This is a genomic window from Microlunatus panaciterrae (assembly GCF_016907535.1).
Taxonomy (GTDB): Bacteria; Actinomycetota; Actinomycetes; order Propionibacteriales; family Propionibacteriaceae; genus Microlunatus; species Microlunatus panaciterrae.
Window position 1 is genome coordinate 160,999 of the sequence record NZ_JAFBCF010000001.1, and the last position, 20,601, is coordinate 181,599.

Below are 20,601 nucleotides of genomic sequence, written 5' to 3' on the forward strand. Positions count from 1 at the left end.
CGACCGGGACACCGATAGGCAGGATGGCATCGTCTCCAGCGATGCCATCCTGCCTTGCTGTGCCGGGAGCCGGGAACGGAACGCCCAGCCCCGGGGGGCGCCCTGACCAGGAATGAGGGCCGACATCCCGACATCGAGGCTAAGGTCCTCGTTTCGCAGGGCCTGAAGCCTCTGCTGTAGCTGGACTCCGAGGACCAATGTTGAAGACATGAACTCCACCACCACGGCCCCCTTGCCCGTCATCGCCTGTATCGACGGAACCAAGAAATCGGACCGGGTCGTGGCCTGGGCAGCTCACCAGGCCAGGGTCCAGCAGACGGAACTGGTGGTCGTCCAGGTGCGGCCGTTCACGCTGCAGACCTCACCCTCCAGGGCGGGTCGCGGTGCGGACATCACCGCGGTGGCCGACTATGCGGCGGCCGCGACTCGACGGCACCCGAGCATCCCGGTCACGGCGCGGCTCGTCAGGGGGCGGGTGAGCGAAGAGTTGATCAACCTGAGCCGGCATGCGGCCCAGCTGGTGATCGGCAGTGACCGGACCCGCGACCACGACACCGAGGGTCGGCTTGCCTCGCTCGGCGAAGTGCTCGCAGTCAGCGCCCTGTGTCCCGTGGTGGTGGTGGCCTCCTCGATGACGGGAGCGCAGTCCCCACCCCGGGTGGTGGTGGGTTGGGCACCGAATGCGCCGGCGAGCGACTATGCGCTGCGCGAGGCCGCCGCCCAGGCCTACGCCCGATCAGCCCAGTTGATGGTGATCATCCTGAACGACTTCCAACCTGTCCCCCGCAACACGCGAACGGTGCCGGCGGTGGTGACGACCCCACTCCACGTTCTGGTGGAGGAACTGCAACACCTCTATCCGGGGTTGGCCATCCGTACCCGCCGCGGCAAGGGCCGGGTTGCTGAAGGCCTGGCCACTGCGGCAATCGGTGCGGAGCTTCTCGTCGTGGGGTGTCATCACTCGGCGAACCCGTGGAGTCTGCGTACGGGTCCGACCGCAGTGACACTGATGCGTACCTCGCCCTGCCCACTGATGCTGGTCGGCACCCGCAGTCGTCGGACTCGGCCGGTGGCCGCCAGTGCCCTGCGCAGGTGATCATTACGCGGCCATGATCGATTGAGTGATCATGGCCGCAGTGGCTGCCCGGCAGTTGCTGCTATCCAGTGCGTCGGCTTCGACGCGCCGCTGCCGATGACGACCCGGCGCCACCGGAGAAGGTGGCAGACACCCCGATCAGGAATCCGAAGTCGTACCAGTGCCCGTTGTTGTGGATGTCGTAGACCCCCACCGCGTCATTGAACAGCGAGACGATGAACGTGATCGGCAAGATCAACCCATGCCACAGTCCCAACCAGAACCCAGCTGGATTCGCGGTGGGCACCCGGCTCGGTCCCGCCGCACAACTGGTCACGGCCAACAGCAACAGTGCTGCCAGGACGCCGATCCCCACTACCTGAGAGCGCTTCATGTCCCATCCCCCTTTAGATCAGCGAAACTTCCCTGCCCCTGGGCATGTCCACGTGCCCTGAATCTGTTCCAAGTGCCCTCAGCCTGTCGAAGGGTCCGCGCCCTGAGCCTGTCGAAGGGCTCGCAAGAAAACTCATCAGAACGCGAGTTTTATCGCCCTTTCGGCCCAAAAGCTTCTCCAGAATTCGCGTTCTGTCGAGTTTTCGACTTGGGTGAGGCGTACACGCTCGGTTCGAGGTTCCGACTTGGGTGAGGCGTACACGCTCGGGTCGAGTTTTCGACTTGGGTGAGGCGTACGCGCTCGGGTCGAGCATTCGACTGCGTGAGGCGTACGCGCCCTGAGCCTGTCGAAGGGCACCCGGTCTTCGACAGGCCTAGACCAGGGACGCCCGTCTTCGACAGGCTCAGGCTGCTGCGGTGTGTTCAGAGGGTGGACTCAGCTACGGGCCGGTCCTCCTTGGCCTGCTCCTCCAAGCGGTGGTCCGGCACCGCGACCACCGGGCAGGTGGCGTGGCTGAGGCAGTGATGGCTCACCGAACCGGAGCGCAGGCGGCCGATGCCCGTGTGTTCGCGGGTGCCGATGACCAGCATCCTGGCGTGATGTGACTGCTGCACGAGCACCTCGCCCGGATCCCCTTGGGCATACTCCAGCGACCAGCTGGCGCGTGGGTTCACCGAGTCGAACACCCGCTGTACCTCAGGATCCTCGTACTCCACGGCCGGGACCGGTTCGAGGTCTTGGGCAGGGAACCCCCTGGTCCACACCCGCTCGGCCTCCGGCCTGTCCGCGTAGACATTCATCGCACGTAGGTGCAGGTTCGCCGTCCGTGCGTACTCGGCCGCCCAATGCATGGCAGCGCGGGCCGATGCAGAGTCATCGATCCCTACTACGATCTCATTCCTCACCATGTCCATAGCCCTTCTGCGGGAGTTTCGGTACACCTCCAGCATGGCTGTGAGCCATCCTCGCGGTCAGGACCAAAGGTCATCGCGGCTGGGGTACTTGGTCCCGCCGCGATCTCTAGGACGAGGTTGTCCCGTAGTCAAGGACTAAAGACCCTAATTTATCCACAGGCTCTTGGGTAGGTTGTGGGTGATCTCAGGTGCATCCGGTATCACCCGTGGGGGGGCGCGGTATCAGGAACGAAGAGATCCGCCGGCAAACACCGCAGCACGCCTGGCACCTGGGCAGCGGCACGTCGCCCGCGCTAAAGGGGAAGGGCCAACGCCCGCGACTCTGGCCTGAAGAGTCGCGGGCGCTGGCCTTTGTTTCCCAGGTTGGGGCAGATGCCCGTACCACTTCATCAGCATAGCCACTGCACGCACTCTTGGTGCGCGATAGATCTTGAAGGCTCGCTTGGGCCGAGGCTCGTCCTTTTCGGCACCGTCCAAACGGGGTACCGGGGATGGAGGCGCGGCCAGCAGCCTCGGGCCAGACCGGCAGGACTGCGCAGCCGGCGCCGACTAACGTAGGTCACTCATCGAATCGATCATTGGAGACGTATGGAATACCGCACACTCGGCCGCACCGGCGCTGTTGTCTCGTCGCTCGCCCTGGGCACCATGACCTTCGGCGCTGAGGCAGACGAGTCCACTTCGGGCGAGATGATGGCCGCCTTCGTCGAGGGCGGCGGCACCCTGTTCGACACCGCTGACGTCTACAGCTCGGGTGTCTCGGAGGAGATCGTCGGCCGTTGGCTGTCGAAGAACCCGACCGAGGCAGCTCAGGTGGTCATCGCGACCAAGGCCCGCTTTCCGATGGGGGGAGGTCCCAATGATCTCGGCCTGTCACGTCGTCATCTGCGGACCGCTCTGGACGCGTCGCTGCGCCGACTCGGCGTCGACAACATCGACCTGTACCAGATGCACGCCTGGGACGCGATCACGCCCATCGAGGAGACGCTGAGCTTCCTCGACGATGCCGTCAGGGCAGGCAAGATCTCCTACTACGGCTTCTCGAACTACCTGGGCTGGCAGCTGACCAAGGCGGCCCACGTGGCGGCGGCACATGGGTGGGAGGCGCCGGTGACGCTGCAGCCGCAGTACAACCTGCTCGTCCGTGACATCGAGCATGAGATCGTGCCGGCTGCTCTGGACGCCGGTATCGGTCTGCTGCCGTGGTCTCCGCTCGCAGGTGGCTGGCTGAGCGGCAAGTACAAGCGCGACGTCCCCCCGACCGGAGCAACCCGCCTGGGCGAGAACCCCGAGCGGGGCATGGAGGCCTACGCCGCCCGCAACGCCGATCCCCGAACCTGGCAGGTGGTCGACGCCCTGGCCGAGATCGCGGAGGGCCATCAGGCCACCTCCTCCCAGGTGGCCCTCGCCTGGTTGCTGTCACGTCCTGCCGTCACCTCGGTCATCCTCGGCGCCCGCACCATCGACCAGCTCAACGACAACATGGGGTCAGCGGACCTGAAACTGACCGACGATGAGTTGCAGCGGCTGACCGACGCGAGCGCCCCGCAGATGGACGACTACCCCTACGGTCCGGCTGGCATCCAGCAGCGGCATCGCAAGATCTCCGGCGGTCGCTGACCGGCGCCGCGGGCGGCGCACTGTGCAGACCCCTTGCGCTCCGTGCAGACGTCTGGAGGGCGGCACGGTAGTACGAGGGTCTGCACAGTTGCGCTGAACCGCAGTAGACCGGCAAGGTCAGCGCTTGAGATGTCTGTCGAAGAAGGCGATGATCCGTTGCCGGGCATCCTGGGCAGATGCCTGGTTATATCCGTCTGCCGGTGAGAACCTGGCCAGGCCGCCGAACAGAGCCGGCGTCTTGTCGCCGGCCCCCTCATGGTCGTTGAGGAACTCGTGACCGGCCTCGGGGTACTCCTTCACATCGTGATCGACCCCAGCGGCCGTGAGCGCCTTCTTAAGACGTTCCGCCGCGCCTTTGAGGGCCCGATCCTTGGCGCCGTAGCTCGCCACCACCGGACAGGCGCGCTCAAGGAAGTCGGCCGTGTAGGCGATCTTGGGGGCGGTCCCGTAGTTGACACTCGAAGCCGCGAAGCCATGATCGGGAGCGAGCATCAGGGCTAGTCCGCCGCCCATGCAGAAGCCGATCACCCCCACCGATCCCGTGCAGTTCCTTCGCGCGGTCAACCACGCCCGAACCGCCTCGATGTCGTCGTAGGAGCGTCCACGTCGGGCGCGTACGTCGCGCATCACGGCGATCATGCAGGCCAACGTTCCGCGGCCGGCGAACAGGTCGGGAGCCACCGCCAGGTATCCCTCGGCGGCCAGCCAGTCGGCCTGGTTCTGCAGGTCCTGGCTCATCCCCAGCACGTCATGAATGACCACGACTCCCGGCCAGGGACCGGGGCCCGCCGGGGTGGCCACATAGACCGGTAGGTCACCCCTGGACGTGGTGATGGTCGCTTCCGTCATGTCTTCGCCTGGCATGCTGAGGCGAGGGCGCTGAGCTCCTGGTCAGAACGCAGAGACCGGGCCACCGGCTCTCTCGCTTCTCGCCAAAGCCCGCACGACGGTGTCCTGACCGTGTCGCCGAAGCGACAAGACGCCGAGCAGAGCGGCGACCGGATCCAGCACCGCGTTGTCGAACTGCGGCGTCGGGCGGCCCAGGCTCGCTGCCAGGTCGTCGGCATGCACCACGATCTCCAGCAGGCGGCAGACGAGGAAGTCGTCGAGGTTCAGCGCGCAGTCCTGCCAAGGGACGTACGTCGTGGGGCCGGAGGCCGCCATCGCCGAGGGGAGGGCGGCGCGCGCCTGTTCCAGGATGTCCAGCGACGCGACATGCCCAGCCTGGGCGAGCTCATTGAAGTCATCCCGGATGGAGGTGTTCTCGGGTGCGTCGATCCGAGCATGCAGCCAGTCGACCCGGGCGTAATAGTCGGTCAGGCAGACCGTCTCCGCACCGGTCTGCGGTCCCAGACGCAGGAACTCGACCGCGCATTCGGGCTGACTGACCAGATGCCGGACCACCCCGCCGACGGTCATGCCGGGCAGGGCCGATTCCTGTTCCCAGGCGGCGGCGACCTCCGGGGCCGACACCACGTCGGCGAGCGCATCGACGGCCCGCACGACTTCCGCATGGTCAAGCGTTCCCGCGAACGTCAGTGCCATATTGGCGCCAGCAAGGGGTTCTGGCCGCTTCCGACGCCCCACAGGGCCTGTACGTGCAGCATCTGGCTGAGCCGGCGCAGCGCTGGGGTGTGCAGTTCGACGACCGTCGTCTCGAGCTCGGGCGTGCGGAAGTGGGCGTGGATGTAGGGATATTCCGGCGGCCCCTCGTAGGAGAGTCTTTCCAGAACCGCTCTCGCTGCGAGTGGGCGCGATCGCCGAGCGTCTGTAGAGATCGGCCGCATCCCGGACAGGCCGAGGTCGGAGGCGGTGATGGCCTCCCCCGGCGGCCGGCCCTTCAGCCCCTCATTGAGCTGGGCGAGCTGATCCATCTCGACCGTATGGGTGGTGGCGGCGAGAGGGTGCAGGTGCATAGCGCTCCTTGGTGTTCTGGTGGCCCCCAGCCTGCACCTTCAGTGGCCCCCGGTGCCAGGGTCAGAGGTCCTGCTGGAGACGGCGGGTGCGGAGGCCAGCAGCCACCATCGCGGCCGCGCCGCCCTACGATTGGCCGCGCGCGGGCAGGGAGAACCTTGTCCAACAAGAGACGAACTGGGTCTCGCGTATCGTGTTTCCTGTGACGAACGGTGACTGGACCTTCCTTTCGAACTACGGGCATGTGTTGGTGTCGCTGGCGCGTGACCCTGAGGCTCGGATGCGGGATGTCGCCCCGGCTGTGGGGATTACCGAACGCGCCGCGCAGCAGATTGTGGCTGAGCTGGTCGGGCAGGGATACCTGCGCAAGGAGAAGGTGGGCCGCCGCAATCGGTACGACGTGGTCCGTGGGGCACATCTGCGTCACGAGCTCGAGTCGCAGGTCACCCTCGGCGACTTCCTCGAACTGGTCGTAGGTCGGTCCCAGCAAGGCTGAGCGGCGCCATCCGCGAGCCGGAATGTCGGGCGGTCATCGACCCGTCACTTCGGAGTCGTTGCTCTCATCGGCGTCCGCAGGATGCGAGGCAGGGGCCGCGAGGCTTGACGGAGCCTTCACATCCCGGGTGACGCGGAGGCTGGCCAGCACAGCCACGGTGATGCTGGCGGCGATCACGGTCAACGAGAGCCAGATCGGGACCTTGTAGACGTCGAGGAGCAGCATCTTGATCCCGACGAAGACCAGGATGGCGGCCAACCCGGCCTTGAGATAGATGAACCGGTGGATCAGGTCAGCGAGGAGGAAGTACATCGCCCGCAGACCAAGAATCGCGAAGGCGTTGCTGGTGAAGACCAGGAACGGGTCCTGGGTGACAGCAAAGATCGCGGGGATCGAGTCGACGGCGAAGATGATATCGGTGGTCTCCACCAGGATCAGCACGGTGAACAGCGGGGTCGCCACCCACTTGCCTGCCTTCTTCACCCAGAACTTCTGCCCGTGGTACTCGTCGGTGCTGGGCACCCGTTGCGGACAAGGCGCAGCACCGGGTTGCGCGAAGGGTCCATCTCGTCGTTGCGATGGGTGAACATCTTCCACCCGGTGAAGACGAGGAACGCCCCGAACACGTACAGGATCCAGGCGAAGTTGGTGATCAGCACCGCCCCTCCGGCGATGAAGATGGCCCGCAACACCAGGGCGCCGAGCACCCCGTAGAACAGCACCCGGTGCTGATACTCGCGTGGCACGGCGAAGTAGGTGAAGATCAACGCGAACACGAACACGTTGTCGACGGCCAGAGATTTCTCGATCAGGTAGCCGGCGTAGTATTCGCCCCCCGCCTGGGCGCCGTACGCCCACCAGACAACACCACCGAACGCCAGGCCCAGGGACACCCAGATCGCCGACCAGGCCGCCGCCTCCTTGACGGAGACCACATGAGCGGTGCGGTGTGCGAGTAGGTCCACGGCCAGCATCGCGACGATGACGGCCAGCACCGCGACCCAGGCCCACAGGGGAACATCCATGCCACTACCTCCAGCGGGCCCGCGCAGCGGGCCGTCGGAGGTCTCCCCCACCGCCCCGCTAGTGCTGGGCGGCCGGCGCACCGGGCCGGACACGGCCGGCCGAACTGACGGTGACGCCGAGAGCGGGGTACTCCCCTCGTGCGCTCCAGTATTCACGAACAACACTTCGTATGTCAAGTCTCGCCGGTGCGTCGTTAGGTCGCGTCCTGAAGGCGGCCGAACAGGAGCTTGGCCCGACGCTGCGTTGTGCAGTTGGGCCGTCCGAGGCCTGAGGCGGACGGCAGCCCTCGAATCCTCCATGAAGGACTGGCGAAGACCCTTTCGGGTCCTACTGCACCACCGGCTCCGACCCAGCGCTTCCGCGGGTCAGAGCCGGTTCCATCGGTCGGGCTGACAGGATTTGAACCTGCGACCCCCTGACCCCCAGTCAGGTGCGCTACCAAGCTGCGCCACAGCCCGCTACTGCATGTCCGCGGCCTTCGAACACCGCGAATCGGAACTCTACTATGCCCGGGCCTTTCTTTTCTCCCTGGCCCTCACCTGGACATGCACCGGCGTCCCCTTGAAGCCGAACTCCTCCCGGAGTCGTCGCTCGACGAAGCGCAGATAGCCGTCCTCCACCTGCCCGGAGGTGAACAGCACGAAGGTCGGCGGCCCTGCCTGGGCCTGGGTCCCGAACAGGATCCTCGGCTGCTTGCCGCCGCGGACAGGATGCGGGTGGGAGGCCACGATGCGGCCGAGGAACGCGTTCAGCTTGCCGGTGGAGATGCGCGTCTCCCAGCTGTCGAGGGCCTCGCGGATGGCCGGGCCGAGGCGGTCGACATGCCGTCCCGTTGTCGCGGAGATGTTGACATGACCGGCCCAGCCGAACTGCACCAGGTCCCGCTCCATCTCCCGCTCGAGGTAGCGGCGCCTTTCCTCATCGGTCAGGTCCCACTTGTTGAAGGCGATCAGCAGGGCGCGGCCCGCCTCCTCCACGCTGCTGAGGATCCGCAGGTCCTGTTCGGTCAGCGGCTCGCTGGCATCGACCACCACGATGCAGAGCTCGGCCCGCTCGATCGCTCCATGGGTACGCAGGCTGGCGTAGTACTCGTGCCCCGAGGCTTCCTTCACCCGACGACGGATTCCGGCGGTGTCGATGAAGCGATAGACCTCGCCGTCCACCTCGACCAGCTCGTCGACCGGGTCGACCGTCGTTCCGGCGGCGTTGTCGACCACGACCCGCTGCTGGCGGGCCAGCTTGTTCAGCAGGCTCGACTTACCGACGTTGGGCTTGCCGACGATCGCTACCCGCCGGGGTCCGCGCTCGACCGGTTCGCCCTCGCGGGGAGCCTGCGGCAGTACGGCCAGCAGCGCGTCGAGCAGGTCACCGCTGCCCCGGCCGTGCAGCGCGGAGACCGCGTACGGCTCACCGAGGCCGAGGTTCCACATCGACGCCGCCTCCATCTCGGTCCGCTGGTCGTCCACCTTGTTGGCCGCCAGCACCACCGGCTTCCTGCTGCGCCGGAGCACCTCGACCACGGCCTCGTCCTCGTCCAGCGTGCCGACAGTGGCGTCCACCACGAACAGCACGGCGTCGGCCGAGGCGATGGCCAGCTCGGCCTGCTCGGCGATCTGGGCAGCCAGCCCCTTGGCGTCGGAGGCCCAGCCACCGGTGTCGACGACCACGAACTGACGGCCGTTCCAGACGGCGTCGTAGGACACCCGGTCACGGGTGACCCCTGGGACGTCCTGCACCACAGCCTCACGCCGCCCGATAATGCGGTTCACCAAGGTCGACTTGCCCACGTTGGGCCGCCCCACCACTGCCACTACGGGCAGGATCTGGGCTTCGTCGGCCTCTGCATATTCGGTCATGGCTACCTCAGGTCTGCTTTATGGGCTTGGGTACGGGCGGGCCCGGAAGAGCCACGCCCGTACGGAGCTGCGCCGCGACGACATGATCGGCCAACTCCCTGCGGACCCGTTCGGTCCACTCTGCCACAACAACCTTGCGGCGCGGCCAATCGTACTGGGGCACCCGAATAGGGTTTCCGTACACCACATGGATGGTGGACCTGCGAGCCGGCAGCTGGTTCGTGGTCTGCCCCGGCAGCCGGGTGCCCAGCAGCGCGACCGGAACGATCGGCGCCCCGGTGACCATCGCCAGGTAGACCGCACCGCCGCGGGCCCAGGCCAGGTCGCCCGCGGCCCGGACACCCTCGGGAAACACCGCCAGCACTCCGTCGGTGCGTAGCACCTGGATGGCGCGGCTGATCGCGTGCTTGTCCACCTGGTGCCGGTCAACCGAGATCTGGCCGAGGTGGGCCAGCATCCGGCCCAGCCAGCCGACGAAGATCTCCCGCTTGGCCATCGCGAACGACAGCCGATGGCTGATCGCTACCAGCAGCGGTCCGTCCACGACACCGAGATGGTTGGCGGCCAGGATCACCGGACCCGTCTGAGGCACCAGGTCCTCGGAGTGGATCTCGATCCGCCAGTACAACCGCATGGCCGCCTCGATCGGGCGGCGGACAACACTGAGCGACCACGTCTTGCGGATCGGAAGGTGGTGCAGGTGGGGTAACCCCGGACTGATGCCGGGGATCGGCGAGACCGAGCTCACGGGCCGCGGTTCCCCGCAATGGCTCTCGGTACCACGTCATCCACCAAGGCGCAGATCACGTTGATCACCTGCTCCAGGGTGAGGTGGGTCGAGTCGACCACGCTGACCCCGGGAGCTGCTGCCTCAAACTGCGAGACTGTTGCGTCATCGCGGTCGCGGCGGATCACCTGGTCGGTGACCGCCTCGTTGTCGACGACGCCGCCGAGCTCGGCGTGCCGGCGTGCGACGCGGGCGGCCGGGTCGGCGACCAGCAGCACCCGGACATCGGCCTCGGGAGCGACCACGGTCGTGATGTCGCGGCCCTCCGCGACGATCCCGGCCGACGCGTCAGCGATCAGCGACCGTTGCCGGGCGATCAGGTCCGCGCGCACCTCGAGGTTGGTGGCGACCGCACTGACGGCGGCCGACACCCGAGGCTCCCTGATCGCCTGGGTCACGTCGGTGCCGTTGATCGCGATCGTCGGCCCGGTCGGGTCCTGGCTGATCGTGAACACCGCGGTCCTGATCAGCTCAGCCACGGCCCGCTGGTCCGCGGCGTCAACACCGGTCTCCAGCACCAACCAGGTGGCGGCGCGATACATGGCCCCGGTGTCGAGGTAGGCCAGTCCGAGCCGCCGCGCCACCCCTCGGGAGGTGCTCGACTTTCCGGACCCGCTTGGCCCGTCAATGGCCACGACGAGCCGCCGAGGATGGTCGTTGTTGACGGTCTCTGACACAGCCGACAGCGTACCTGGGTAGGCCGACAACTCTCGACCTGCTCAGCCGCCACCGACCAGAATGACCGGGTCGTGGTGCACCGGGAAGTTGACCGAGCGGGCGATGAAGCACAGCTCATTGGCGCGCTCATGCGCACCCCGAGCCGCCTCGACCATGTCCTGCGCGGCCACGGTCACACGCGGCCGCAGGGTCACCTCGGTGAACGCACCTCCGCCGCGGCCGTCCTCGGTCATCGTGCCGACCGCGTCGTCGGCGTAGTCGGTCACCACTACACCGACGGTGACAGCGACGTGCAGGTAGGACAGCAGGTGACATTGCGACAGGGCGACGAGGAGCAGCTCCTCGGGGTTCCACCTGGTCGGGTCGCCGCGGAACGGCTTGTCGCTGGAGCCCTCGATCGGGGACTTGCCCTCGGAGCTGATCAGCAGGTCGCGGCTGTAGTCGCGGTAGCCGCTCGTCCCGGTGCCTTTGTTACCTTGCCATTCGACCTTCACCCCGTAGTGGTGCGCAGCTGCCATGATGCCCAGTGTGCCATCCGTGCTCGGGTTTGATCATGGAACAGGCGGAGATCCGAACGGTGCTGCTGCAGCGAGGATCGCGGCAGCGACGGATATCGGGTTGCGGCCCGGTTGGCAATGGGGAAGGTTGGCCGGGTGGCACATGTCGAGCTCAACAACGTCAGCTATCTGCTGCCGGACGGGCGGCCGTTGCTCCGGGACGTGAGCTTTCGGGTCGGCGACGGCGCCAAGGTGGCGCTGGTCGGGGCGAACGGCTGCGGGAAGACCACCCTGCTCCGCATCATCGCTGACGATCTCGAGCCGGTCGAGGGTTCGGTCGGCCGCAGCGGCGGCCTCGGTGTGATGAGCCAGTTCATCGGCACGGGTCGTGGAGTCAGGACCGTTACCGACCTGCTGCTTTCGGTGGCACCACCTCTAGTCCGAGAGGCGGCGGCCGCGTTGGACCTGGCCGAGGTCGCCTTGATGGACCGTGACGACGAAGCCCACCAACTGGCTTATGCCGCAGCACTGGCCGACTGGGGTGATGCCGGCGGCTACCAGGCCGAGGTGCTGTGGGACGTCTGCTGCGTCGAGTCGTTCGGGGTCGACTACCAGCGGAGCAAGTGGCGTGACGTGATGACACTCTCTGGCGGCGAGCAGAAACGGCTGGTGCTGCACTCGCTGCTGCGCGGGCCCGATGGGGTGCTGGTGCTGGACGAGCCGGACAACTACCTCGACGTGCCCAGCAAACGTTGGCTTGAGCAGCAGCTGCAGCAGACGCCGAAGACGGTGCTCTTCGTCTCCCATGACCGCGAGCTGCTGGCCAACAGCGCCGACCTGGTGGTCACGTTGGAGGGCGACCAGGAAGGCAACACCGCCTGGGTCCATGGCGGCGGGTTCGCCTCCTACCACGAGGCGAGGATGGATCGGCATGCGCGGTTCGAGGAGATGAGGCGCCGCTGGGCCGAACACCGTCGGCGGTTGCAGGAGCTGGTCAGAGCCCTGCAGATCGCCAAGTCATCCAAGACCCAGGCCGCCCAGAGTCGGCTCCGCAGACACGAGGCTCTGGAGCCACCCGAACCACCGCGGCAGCAGCAGATCAAGATGCGCCTCGCCGGTGGCCGAACCGGGGTGCGTGCCCTCACCTGCGAGTCGCTGGCGCTTGAAGGTCTGACCGAACCCTTCGACCTCGAGGTGTTCTACGGCGAGCGGGTGGCGGTCCTCGGCGCCAACGGGACCGGGAAGTCACACTTCCTGCGGCTGCTCGCCGCCTGGCCCGAGACGGACGCGGTGGCGCACCAAGGCAGTTGGAAGCTCGGCGCCCGGGTGGTGCCGGGACACTTCTCCCAGACCCACGAGCATCCCGAGCTGGCTGGTCGGACGCTGCTGAGCATTCTGTGGGAGGACTGTGCGCAGCAGGCGGAGGCCGCCGCCTCCGCGTTGTACCGCTACGAGCTCTCGGCGGCCAGGGAACAGCGTTTCGAGACGTTGTCCGGTGGCCAGCAGGCCCGGTTCCAGATCCTGATGTTGGAGCTTTCCGGCGCGACGATGTTGATCCTCGACGAGCCGACCGACAACCTCGACGTCGACTCGGCCGAAGCCTTGGAGCTGGCCCTGGACGGCTTCGACGGCACCGTCATCTCAGTCACCCACGATCGTTGGTTCGCCCGCTCGCACGACCGGTTTCTCGTCTTCGGCGCCGACGGAAAGGTCAACGAGGCGCCGACGGCGCAATGGGACTACTGAGGGGATCAGTTGGATGGTGTGTGCTCCTCGCCGGGCACAGGACGGCGATGATTTGTACAGTGGGTCCATGACGGCACAACGACCCCTGGGTTTCTGGCTCAAGCTCGTCGACGAGTTGATCAATGCGCAGTTCAGCAGCACCTTGGACGAGCACGGCGTCACTCGACGCCAGTGGCAGCTGATGAATGTTCTGGTCAACGGGCCCGCAACTCTGGCGGAGCTGGACGAGGCCGTGGCGCCGTTCCTGGACGAGGCGACCCAGGAGTCCTCAGCCGAACACCTGGGCGAGCTGGTGGAGAGTGAGTGGGTGAGTCGCGACAACGAGACGTACGCCATGACCGAGCGCGGCATCACCTCGTTCAGCCGGCTCCGCGAAGTCGTCGGACGCAACCGGGACACCTTGTCCCAGGGCATCAGCGAGGCGGAGTACGACGCCACGCTCGACGTGCTTGAGCGGATGGCCCGCAACCTGGGCTGGCAGGGCTAGCTCGCCTCCCCCTCCCCGCTACACGACCGTCCAGCCCCGGTCGGTCATCGTGGTGATCAGCTCCGGCTCCTGTTCGGGAGTGACAGCCAAGGACAGGTAACCGACCTGGCGTGCCTGATCATGCTCGATGGAGATGTCCTCGACGTTGATGCCGGCCTTGCCGACGTCGGCGAACAGCCGGCCCAGCGCTCCGGGGGTGTCCGGGATCTCGATCACCACCTGGCTGTACGCGACCGGGGCGGTGCCGTGCTTGCCGGGAATCCGCCTGGTCCCCTCGACGCCCCGCTGCAGCTGCTCCCGCAACGTGTCGGCAGCCGACCGGGACTCGATCGCCATGATCACTTCGGCCAGTCGGGCCTGGATCGACCGCAGCTCGGGCAGCACGGCAGCGGAGTTGGCGGCCACGATCTGGACCCACAGGCCCGGGTCGCTGCCGGCGATCCGGGTCACGTCACGCAGGCCCTGACCGGCCAGCAGCAGGTGGTTCTCCGGCACCTGGTTGAGATGGCCCGCCATCAACACCGACATCAGGTGCGGCAGGTGTGACACTCGGGCGACGGCGGCGTCATGGTCTTCAACGTCCATCACGATCTCGCGGGCGTGGCAGGTGCGGACCAGCTCGGACACCCGCGCGACCGATTCCGGCCGGGACCGCCGGTGCGGGGTGATCACCCAGCTGCGGTCCACGAACAGGTCGGCGCGTGCCGTCATCGGTCCCGAGTACTGGGAACCCGCCATCGGGTGCGAACCGACGTAACGGCCCAGATCCAGCTCGCGCCGCCACAACGTGTCGAGGACTGCCGCCTTGACCGAGCCGACGTCAGTGACAGTCGCCTGCGGATAGCTGTGCAGAGCATGCGCGATCACGTCGGGCAGAGCAACGGGCGGGACCGCCGCAACGACCAGATCGACGTCCGCGGTGACCGGCGGGTCGACGGTGCCGGCACCCAGGCTGGCCGCCACCCGGGCGTGGCTGATCTTGGCGTCGCGCAGGTGCACGGGATACCCGGCGGCCGTCAACGCACAGCCGATCGATGCACCGACCAGACCGGCGCCGATCACGACCACCGGCGGCAGGCTCACTCCGGGACGCCCGGAGGCTGGCTGCCCGGTTGCGAGCTTCCCGACCCGTTCCCAGGACGCAGGGTGCCCTCGGCGGTCGGTGGCTCCGGGGCTGGCACCACCGGCGACTCCACGCCCTCGTCCGTCGGGTTGATGCCCGAGATCAACACCTGCGCCAGCTTCTCGCCCCGGATCCGCCGGAACTTGCGCGGCAGCGTACGGGTCCGGTCCAGCACGGCCACTTCCAGCGCGTCCACGCCCAGGTTCCGGCGCGCTCCAGCCTGGCCCCCCTCGGAGCCAAGAGCATCGACGGCCAGCCGGATCGCCTCAGCCAACGGGAGATCCGGTCGGTAGCTCTTCCGGATCACCTCGGTGATGGCGTCGGCCGAGCCACCCATCACCGCGAAGTTCTCCTCGTCCCCCACCGACCCGTCATAGGTCAGCCGGTAGATCTGGTCGTGCTCCGGCGTCGCGCCGAGTTCGGCGACGATGATCTCCACCTCGTAGGGCTTCTCACCACCCGAGGAGAAGATGGTGCCGAGCAACTGCGCGTACGCGTTGGCGAGCCCTCGGCCGGTGACATCCTGGCGGTCATAGCTGTAACCCCGCAGGTCGGCGTGACGGATCCCGGCGATGCGGAGGTTCTCGAACTCGTTGTATCGCCCGACCGCGGCGAAGCCGATCCGGTCGTAGATCTCACTGACCTTGTGCAGCGCCTGAGAGCGGTTCTCGGCCACGAACAGGATGCCGTCGACATAGTGCAGCACCACCACCGAACGACCGCGCGCGATCCCCTTGCGGGCGAAGTCGGCACGATCCTTCATCTGCTGTTCGGGTGCGACGTAGAACGGCATGCTCATGCCGGGATCCTCACTTCTTCACAGTGGTGCCGGACAACCGGCAGGTCAGACTACAGCGAGCGGAGGCGGGGCTCACGTCAGTGGGGCCCCGGGGCCGTCCGGCCGCTCCATCCTGGCGCGGATCAGCCGATCCACCATCTCGGCCACCTGGTCGACGGCGATGCGGCGGACACCATCGTCGGAGGCCACCATCACCACCGGGTAGATCTTGCGCGTCACATCGGGTCCGCCGGTCGCGGAGTCGTCATCGGCGGCGTCATAGAGCGCCTGCAGCACCGTCATCGCGCACGACTCCGCGTCATGATCGGGGCGGTACAGCTTCTTCAGCGACCCGCGGGCGAAGATCGACCCGGAGCCGACCGAATAGAACGCATGCTCCTCGTACCGGCCGCCAGTGGCGTCGTAGGAGAAGATCCGCCCCTCCTGGCCGCCGTGGTCCCAGCCGGCGAAGAGTGGCACCACCGCCAGCCCCTGCATGGCCAGGCCCAGGTTCTGCCGGATCATCGTGGCGAGCCGGTTGGCCTTGCCGTCAAGGGAGAGCGGTGCCCCCTCGATCTTCTCGTAGTGCTCCAGTTCGACCTGGAACAGACCGACCATCTCGACGGCGATCCCCGCTGCCCCGGCGATACCGATGATCGAGAACTCGTCTGCGGCATAGACCTTCTCGATGTCACGCTGGGCGATCATGTTCCCCATCGTCGCCCTGCGGTCGCCGGCGACGACAACACCGCCCGGGTAGGTGGCCGCGACGATGGTGGTGCCATGCGGTGCAAGATCACCGGCGTTGGCCGTCACCGCCCGCGCGGAAGGCAGCACATTCGGTGCGAAGGAGGCTACGAAGTCGGAGAACGAGGACGAACCACCGCGCAGGAAAGGCGCGGGCAGACCGATCTCTGAGGAACTCTGGCTCACTGTCCACCCTTCTGCACGAACGAGCGTACGAACTCTTCGGCGTTGACCTCCAGGACGTCGTCGATCTCGTCGAGGAGCGAGTCGACCTCGGTGTCGAGCTCGGCCTTGTGGGCGCTCTCGGCGGCGCCCGGCCCGGGCTCCGTTGTCTCCTCTGCCTCTTCGTGACGACGGGTCCTGCGTTGGCTGTGCTCTGACTCAGGCATGGGTCCTCCTCACCTCTCCCTCCCAAGACTATCCGGCACCGTGCACGGTGGGGTGGGTCGGCCCGCGGCGCGCCTACCGCCCGAGTGCCGACACCAGGTCGAGGACGGTGCTGCTCGCATCGATGATCTCGCCCACCTGCTCGCGGGTGCCGCGCAGCGGGTCCAGCAGCGGGATCCGTTGCAGCGCCTGCCGCCCCGGCACGTCGAAGATCACCGAGTCCCAGGAGGCCGCCACGACGGCCGAACCGAACTTCTCCATGCATCGGCCCCGGAAATAGGCCCGCGTGTCCTCCGGTGGAGCGATCCGGGCGAGCTCGATCTCGGCGTCACTGACAAGCCGCTGCATCCGGCCCTTCGCGACCAGCGCGGAGTAGAGACCGCGGCGCGGGTCGACGTCGGCGTACTGCAGATCGATCATCGCCAGCTTCGGGGACTCCCAACCGAGCCCGTCGCGGCGTCGGTAGGACTCCAGCAGCTTCAGCTTGGCCACCCAGTCGAGCTGGTCGGCCAGCTCCATCGGGTCGCTCCGCAGCGCGTCCAGGCAGTCCTGCCAGCGTGCCAGCAGGTCCTTGGCCTCCATCAGCGCCAACTCGGTGAACGTGTCGGCCCGCTGCTCGACCAGTTGGCGACAGTTCTCCAGATAGGTCTCCTGAAGGTCCACTGCGGTCAGGCGACGCCCATCGGTGAGCTCGAGCAGAGCCGAGCAGGAGGTGTCGTGGCTGACCGTGCGCATCGCCGTCACCGGCCCGGAGAGACGCACATTCGACTTCAGCGTGCCGGCCTCAATCACCTGCAGCACCAGGGCGGCTGTGCCCACCTTCAGGTAGGTGGAGATCTCCGACAGGTTGGCGTCGCCGGTGATCACATGCAGCCTGCGGTGCCGGGCCGCGTCCGCGTGCGGCTCGTCTCGGGTGTTGATGATCGGGCGGTTCAGCGTCGTCTCCAGCCCTACCTCCGCCTCGAAGAAGTCGGCCCGCTGGCTCAGTTGGTAGCCGGCGGTCTTGCTGGACTGGCCGATCCCCACCCTGCCGGCACCGGTGAACACCTGCCGTGAGACCAGGAACGCGCTGAACTGGGTGACGATCCGGTCGAAGGGTGTCTGCCGGTCCAGGAGGTAGTTCTCGTGGGTGCCGTAGGAGGCGCCCTTGCCGTCGGTGTTGTTCTTGTAGAGCCGCACCGGCCGGCCGAGCGACTGGCTGGCACGTTCGGCCGCCCGAGCCATCACTGCGTCCCCGGCCTTGTCGAAGATGACAACATCGCGGGCCGACGTGACCTCCGGCCCGGAGTACTCGGGGTGGGCGTGGTCGACGTAGAGCCTGGCACCGTTGGTCAAGATCACGTTGGCCATGCCGAGGTCGTTGTCGGTCAGCTGCTCAGGGTCGGCCTGGGCCCTCGGCACGTCGAAGCCGCGGATGTCGCGCAGCGGCGTCTCGGTCTCATAGTCCCAGTCGGCCGGCTGGCTGGCGGCCAGGGCCGCATAGGCCTTGACCACGTGGTTGGACAGCTGCATCGGATGCAGCTCCTCGCCCACCGGCTGGCCGAGCGCGGTGATCCCGTACTCGGTCTCGATACCCATGACTCGTCTGGCCCGTGCGACGTCAACCATTCTCAAAGCGTAGTGTTACCCGAATGAAGGTTGCCCAGGCCGCCACCATCGACGTCGTGTGCATCTTGCTCTTCGCGGTGGTCGGACGCCGCTCCCATGCTGAGGCCAGTGACCTGTTGGGGGTGCTCGGCACCGCGTGGCCGTTCCTGGCCGGCTGTGCCATCGGTTTCGTAGTGGCCCGCGCCTGGCGTCGCCCGGAGAGCCTCTCCACCTCGGTCATCGTCTGGATCAGCACTGTGGCTGCAGGCATGCTGCTGCGGCTGCTGAGTGGCGACACCGCCAAGCTGCCGTTCGTCATCGTCGCCACCCTGGTCCTCGGGCTGCTGCTGGTCGGCTGGCGCGCCGGCTATCGCGCCATCCAGCGCGCCCGGATCCGCCATACCTCCCGCGCCTCCGCGCCCTGAGCACTCACCTGTGCCCGATCGCTCAAAAACTCGACAGAACGCGACATTTCCCGCCCAGAATCGCCGTTTCCGCTCAAGAACTCGACAGAACGCGACTTCTGCAGCCCAGAATCGCGGATCGAGCTCAGGGCACGGCTTTAGGTGCCACTCCGTCCTTTGACAGGCTCACTCCGCCCTTCGACAGGCTCAGGACGCGTGAAGACAGGCTCAGGACGCGTGAAGACAGGCTAGAGGTACTGGCCGGTGTTGCTGACCGTGTCGATGGAACGGCCGGGCTGGGTGCCCTTGCTGGACGAGATCAGGGTACGGATGAAGACGATCCGCTCACCCTTCTTCCCGGAGATCTTGGCCCAGTCGTCCGGGTTGGTGGTGTTGGGCAGATCCTCGTTCTCGGCGAACTCATCCAGGCAGGCCTGCAGCAGATGGTCAATCCGGAGCCCGCGAGCACCGTTGTCCAGCAGGTCCTTGATCGCCATCTTCTTGGCCCGGTCCACGATGTTCTGGATCATCGCACCGGAGTTGAAGTCCTTGAAGTACAGGACCTCCTTGTCGCCGCCTGCATAGGTGACCTCGAGGAACTGGTTCTCCTCCGACTCCTCGTACATCCGGGCCACCGTGCGCTCGATCATCGCCTGCACGCACCGGTGCGGGTCATTGCCGAACTCGGCCAGATCGTCATGGTGCAAGGGAAGAGTCGCCGTCAGATACTTGCTGAAGATCTCCCTGGCCGCCTCCGCGTCGGGGCGTTCGATCTTGATCTTGACGTCCAGTCGGCCGGGTCGCAGGATGGCCGGGTCGATCATGTCCTCGCGGTTCGAGGCGCCGATGATGATCACGTTGTCCAGACCCTCGACGCCGTCGATCTCACTGAGCAGCTGCGGCACGATCGTGTTCTCGACGTCTGAGGACACCCCGGAGCCACGGGTGCGGAACAGTGAGTCCATCTCGTCGAAGAAGACGATCACCGGCATCCCGTCAGAGGCCTTCTCCCGGGCCCGCTGGAAGACCAGCCGGATATGCCGTTCGGTCTCACCGACGTACTTGTTGAGCAGCTCCGGGCCCTTGATGTTGAGGAAGAAGCTGCGCCCTTCCTCGCCGGTGCGCTCGGTCACCTTCTTGGCCAGCGAGTTGGCGACCGCCTTGGCGATCAACGTCTTGCCGCAGCCGGGAGGCCCGTACAGCAGGATGCCCTTCGGCGCCTTCAGCTCGTGCTCGGCGAACAGCTCGCGGTGCAGGAACGGCAGCTCGACCGCGTCACGGATCGCCTCGATCTGGGTGCCAAGGCCGCCGATCACCCCGTAGTCGATGTCGGGCACCTCCTCGAGCACCAGCTCCTCGACATCCATCTTCGGCACCCGCTCGTAGGCGAAGTGGACCCGCCGGTCGATCAGCAGCGAGTCCCCGGAGCGCAGCTTCACGTCGCGGAGGGGGGAGCCCAGCCGGACCACGCTCTCCTCGTCGCCGTGGCCCACGACCAGGGCCCTCGTGCGGTCCTCCAGCACCTCTTTGAGGATGACGACCTCGCCCACCTCGTCGAACTCGAACACGTCCACCACGTTGAGCGCCTCGTTCACCATCACCTCACGACCGGGGGTGAGCGACTGCAGGTCGACGTCGGGGCTGATGCTGACCCGCATCTTGCGGCCCGAGGTGAAGATGTCGGCGGTCCGGTCCTCACCGGCGGCCAGGAAGACGCCGAAGCTCGCCGGCGGCTGAGCCAGCCGGTCCACCTCGGACTTGAGTGCGATGATCTGGTCTCTGGCCTCGCGGAGAGTCGCCGCCAGCCGCTCATTGTTGGCCTGGGTGGCCCGGACCTCCTGGCGAGCGTCGGCGAGCCGACGCTCCAGCATGGCCAGGTCGTGCGGGTGGGAGGCGAGCCGGTCGCGGAGGCGGTCGACCTCCTCCTTCAACGTGGAAATCTGGGCGAGGAGCGCCTCTCGCACGTCGAATGCGTGGGGATCTGGTGATGGGGTCATCTCACACCTCCTGCTGTCGACCCTACCCGCGCGAACGCCCGGGAAGGCTCTAGATGGCGCTGCACACGCCGAGAATGGGAGTGTATGG

The 20,601-nt window shown here is 66.9% G+C and carries 23 protein-coding genes and 1 tRNA gene; 6 read left to right on the top strand and 18 right to left on the bottom strand.

The features are described 5' to 3' along the window. The first annotated feature begins 208 nt into the window (after positions 1-208). Positions 209-1,096, top strand: a complete 888-nt coding sequence (locus JOE57_RS00710) for a universal stress protein (protein ID WP_204915938.1) — start codon at positions 209-211, stop codon at positions 1,094-1,096. A 61-nt stretch (positions 1,097-1,157) separates the two neighbouring features. On the opposite strand, the gene JOE57_RS00715 is transcribed toward JOE57_RS00710, so the two are convergent. Together JOE57_RS00715 and JOE57_RS00720 are read right to left on the bottom strand one after the other, a co-directional pair. After that, on the bottom strand, positions 1,158-1,469 hold the full coding sequence (locus JOE57_RS00715; RefSeq protein ID WP_204915939.1) for a hypothetical protein: 312 nt from the start codon (positions 1,467-1,469) through the stop codon (positions 1,158-1,160). Positions 1,470-1,891: 422 nt separating this feature from the next. Then, positions 1,892-2,419, bottom strand: coding sequence for a universal stress protein (locus tag JOE57_RS00720; RefSeq protein WP_338041087.1), 528 nt, complete (start codon positions 2,417-2,419; stop codon positions 1,892-1,894). 552 nt (positions 2,420-2,971) lie between these two features. Between JOE57_RS00720 and JOE57_RS00725 the strand changes: the two genes are divergently transcribed. Further along, positions 2,972-4,003, top strand: a complete 1,032-nt coding sequence (locus JOE57_RS00725; protein ID WP_204915941.1) for an aldo/keto reductase — start codon at positions 2,972-2,974, stop codon at positions 4,001-4,003. A gap of 117 nt (positions 4,004-4,120) precedes the next feature. Here the strand turns inward: JOE57_RS00725 and JOE57_RS00730 are convergent, their stop codons facing one another. The 3 genes from JOE57_RS00730 to JOE57_RS00740 are packed head-to-tail and all read right to left on the bottom strand — an operon-like array spanning position 4,121 to position 5,919. Next, positions 4,121-4,852, bottom strand: a complete 732-nt coding sequence (locus JOE57_RS00730; RefSeq protein WP_204915942.1) for a dienelactone hydrolase family protein — start codon at positions 4,850-4,852, stop codon at positions 4,121-4,123. Positions 4,853-4,894: 42 nt separating this feature from the next. Further along, positions 4,895-5,548 carry a maleylpyruvate isomerase N-terminal domain-containing protein gene (locus JOE57_RS00735; protein ID WP_204915943.1) on the bottom strand — a complete coding sequence of 218 codons (654 nt, stop codon included), beginning with the start codon at positions 5,546-5,548 and terminating at the stop codon, positions 4,895-4,897. Then, positions 5,539-5,919, bottom strand: a complete 381-nt coding sequence (locus JOE57_RS00740) for a hypothetical protein (protein WP_204915944.1) — start codon at positions 5,917-5,919, stop codon at positions 5,539-5,541. The genes JOE57_RS00735 and JOE57_RS00740 overlap by 10 nt, the downstream gene beginning before the upstream one ends. Positions 5,920-6,119: 200 nt before the next feature. Between JOE57_RS00740 and JOE57_RS00745 the strand changes: the two genes are divergently transcribed. Continuing rightward, positions 6,120-6,413 (top strand): helix-turn-helix domain-containing protein, encoded by a 294-nt coding sequence (locus tag JOE57_RS00745; protein WP_204915945.1) that lies wholly within the window; start codon positions 6,120-6,122, stop codon positions 6,411-6,413. A gap of 33 nt (positions 6,414-6,446) precedes the next feature. On the opposite strand, the gene JOE57_RS18845 is transcribed toward JOE57_RS00745, so the two are convergent. From JOE57_RS18845 to JOE57_RS00780, 7 genes are all read right to left on the bottom strand, one after another. Beyond that, on the bottom strand, positions 6,447-6,896 hold the full coding sequence (locus JOE57_RS18845; protein WP_204915946.1) for a TerC family protein: 450 nt from the start codon (positions 6,894-6,896) through the stop codon (positions 6,447-6,449). Continuing rightward, a complete protein-coding gene (locus JOE57_RS18850) occupies positions 6,893-7,438 on the bottom strand; it encodes a TerC family protein (RefSeq protein ID WP_204915947.1) in 546 nt (181 codons plus the stop codon). The genes JOE57_RS18845 and JOE57_RS18850 overlap by 4 nt, the downstream gene beginning before the upstream one ends. Before the next feature lie 385 nt (positions 7,439-7,823). Continuing rightward, positions 7,824-7,897, bottom strand: a tRNA-Pro gene (locus JOE57_RS00760). Between the two features lie 45 nt (positions 7,898-7,942). Continuing rightward, positions 7,943-9,295, bottom strand: coding sequence for a ribosome biogenesis GTPase Der (der, locus tag JOE57_RS00765; protein WP_204915948.1), 1,353 nt, complete (start codon positions 9,293-9,295; stop codon positions 7,943-7,945). Between the two features lie 7 nt (positions 9,296-9,302). Further along, positions 9,303-10,043, bottom strand: a complete 741-nt coding sequence (locus JOE57_RS00770) for a 1-acyl-sn-glycerol-3-phosphate acyltransferase (RefSeq protein ID WP_204915949.1) — start codon at positions 10,041-10,043, stop codon at positions 9,303-9,305. After that, the gene (gene cmk, locus JOE57_RS00775) at positions 10,040-10,759 is read right to left on the bottom strand and encodes a (d)CMP kinase (RefSeq protein ID WP_204915950.1); all 720 of its coding nucleotides are present in this window, start codon (positions 10,757-10,759) and stop codon (positions 10,040-10,042) included. The genes JOE57_RS00770 and cmk overlap by 4 nt, the downstream gene beginning before the upstream one ends. Positions 10,760-10,801: 42 nt before the next feature. Next, complete coding sequence (locus JOE57_RS00780; protein WP_204915951.1) at positions 10,802-11,278, bottom strand: OsmC family protein; 477 nt, start codon at positions 11,276-11,278, stop codon at positions 10,802-10,804. Positions 11,279-11,413: 135 nt separating this feature from the next. Between JOE57_RS00780 and JOE57_RS00785 the strand changes: the two genes are divergently transcribed. Next, entirely contained in the window at positions 11,414-13,003 is a 1,590-nt protein-coding gene (locus JOE57_RS00785; RefSeq protein WP_204915952.1) for an ATP-binding cassette domain-containing protein, read from the top strand. A 67-nt stretch (positions 13,004-13,070) separates the two neighbouring features. Further along, entirely contained in the window at positions 13,071-13,490 is a 420-nt protein-coding gene (locus tag JOE57_RS00790) for a MarR family winged helix-turn-helix transcriptional regulator (RefSeq protein WP_204915953.1), read from the top strand. An 18-nt stretch (positions 13,491-13,508) separates the two neighbouring features. Here the strand turns inward: JOE57_RS00790 and JOE57_RS00795 are convergent, their stop codons facing one another. From JOE57_RS00795 to dop, 5 genes are all read right to left on the bottom strand, one after another. Beyond that, a complete protein-coding gene (locus JOE57_RS00795) occupies positions 13,509-14,573 on the bottom strand; it encodes a prephenate dehydrogenase (RefSeq protein ID WP_204915954.1) in 1,065 nt (354 codons plus the stop codon). Continuing rightward, on the bottom strand, positions 14,570-15,412 hold the full coding sequence (gene prcA, locus JOE57_RS00800) for a proteasome subunit alpha (protein ID WP_204915955.1): 843 nt from the start codon (positions 15,410-15,412) through the stop codon (positions 14,570-14,572). Before prcA ends, JOE57_RS00795 begins: the two co-directional genes overlap by 4 nt. A 72-nt stretch (positions 15,413-15,484) precedes the next feature. Next, positions 15,485-16,324, bottom strand: a complete 840-nt coding sequence (gene prcB / locus JOE57_RS00805; RefSeq protein WP_204915956.1) for a proteasome subunit beta — start codon at positions 16,322-16,324, stop codon at positions 15,485-15,487. After that, positions 16,321-16,527 carry a ubiquitin-like protein Pup gene (locus JOE57_RS00810; RefSeq protein ID WP_204915957.1) on the bottom strand — a complete coding sequence of 69 codons (207 nt, stop codon included), beginning with the start codon at positions 16,525-16,527 and terminating at the stop codon, positions 16,321-16,323. Before JOE57_RS00810 ends, prcB begins: the two co-directional genes overlap by 4 nt. Positions 16,528-16,600: 73 nt before the next feature. Continuing rightward, positions 16,601-18,133 (bottom strand): depupylase/deamidase Dop, encoded by a 1,533-nt coding sequence (dop, locus tag JOE57_RS00815; RefSeq protein ID WP_239578800.1) that lies wholly within the window; start codon positions 18,131-18,133, stop codon positions 16,601-16,603. Between the two features lie 23 nt (positions 18,134-18,156). On the opposite strand from dop, the gene JOE57_RS00820 reads away from it, so the two are divergent. Further along, positions 18,157-18,537 carry a DUF3054 domain-containing protein gene (locus tag JOE57_RS00820; RefSeq protein WP_204915958.1) on the top strand — a complete coding sequence of 127 codons (381 nt, stop codon included), beginning with the start codon at positions 18,157-18,159 and terminating at the stop codon, positions 18,535-18,537. Between the two features lie 227 nt (positions 18,538-18,764). On the opposite strand, the gene arc is transcribed toward JOE57_RS00820, so the two are convergent. Beyond that, positions 18,765-20,513, bottom strand: coding sequence for a proteasome ATPase (gene arc, locus JOE57_RS00825; protein ID WP_204915959.1), 1,749 nt, complete (start codon positions 20,511-20,513; stop codon positions 18,765-18,767). Positions 20,514-20,601: the final 88 nt, after the last annotated feature.

Coding starts and splice junctions, on each gene's coding strand:
- JOE57_RS00710 (WP_204915938.1), top strand. CDS start 209: ATGAACTCCACCACCACGGCCCCCTTGCCCGTCATCGCCTGTATCGAC.
- JOE57_RS00715 (WP_204915939.1), bottom strand. CDS start 1,469: ATGAAGCGCTCTCAGGTAGTGGGGATCGGCGTCCTGGCAGCACTGTTG.
- dop (WP_239578800.1), bottom strand. CDS start 18,133: ATGGTTGACGTCGCACGGGCCAGACGAGTCATGGGTATCGAGACCGAG.
- JOE57_RS00720 (WP_338041087.1), bottom strand. CDS start 2,419: ATGCTGGAGGTGTACCGAAACTCCCGCAGAAGGGCTATGGACATGGTG.
- JOE57_RS00725 (WP_204915941.1), top strand. CDS start 2,972: ATGGAATACCGCACACTCGGCCGCACCGGCGCTGTTGTCTCGTCGCTC.
- JOE57_RS18850 (WP_204915947.1), bottom strand. CDS start 7,438: ATGGATGTTCCCCTGTGGGCCTGGGTCGCGGTGCTGGCCGTCATCGTC.
- JOE57_RS00790 (WP_204915953.1), top strand. CDS start 13,071: ATGACGGCACAACGACCCCTGGGTTTCTGGCTCAAGCTCGTCGACGAG.
- JOE57_RS00820 (WP_204915958.1), top strand. CDS start 18,157: ATGAAGGTTGCCCAGGCCGCCACCATCGACGTCGTGTGCATCTTGCTC.
- JOE57_RS00810 (WP_204915957.1), bottom strand. CDS start 16,527: ATGCCTGAGTCAGAGCACAGCCAACGCAGGACCCGTCGTCACGAAGAG.
- arc (WP_204915959.1), bottom strand. CDS start 20,513: ATGACCCCATCACCAGATCCCCACGCATTCGACGTGCGAGAGGCGCTC.
- JOE57_RS00740 (WP_204915944.1), bottom strand. CDS start 5,919: ATGCACCTGCACCCTCTCGCCGCCACCACCCATACGGTCGAGATGGAT.
- JOE57_RS00780 (WP_204915951.1), bottom strand. CDS start 11,278: ATGGCAGCTGCGCACCACTACGGGGTGAAGGTCGAATGGCAAGGTAAC.
- prcA (WP_204915955.1), bottom strand. CDS start 15,412: ATGAGCATGCCGTTCTACGTCGCACCCGAACAGCAGATGAAGGATCGT.
- JOE57_RS00730 (WP_204915942.1), bottom strand. CDS start 4,852: ATGACGGAAGCGACCATCACCACGTCCAGGGGTGACCTACCGGTCTAT.
- der (WP_204915948.1), bottom strand. CDS start 9,295: ATGACCGAATATGCAGAGGCCGACGAAGCCCAGATCCTGCCCGTAGTG.
- JOE57_RS00735 (WP_204915943.1), bottom strand. CDS start 5,548: ATGGCACTGACGTTCGCGGGAACGCTTGACCATGCGGAAGTCGTGCGG.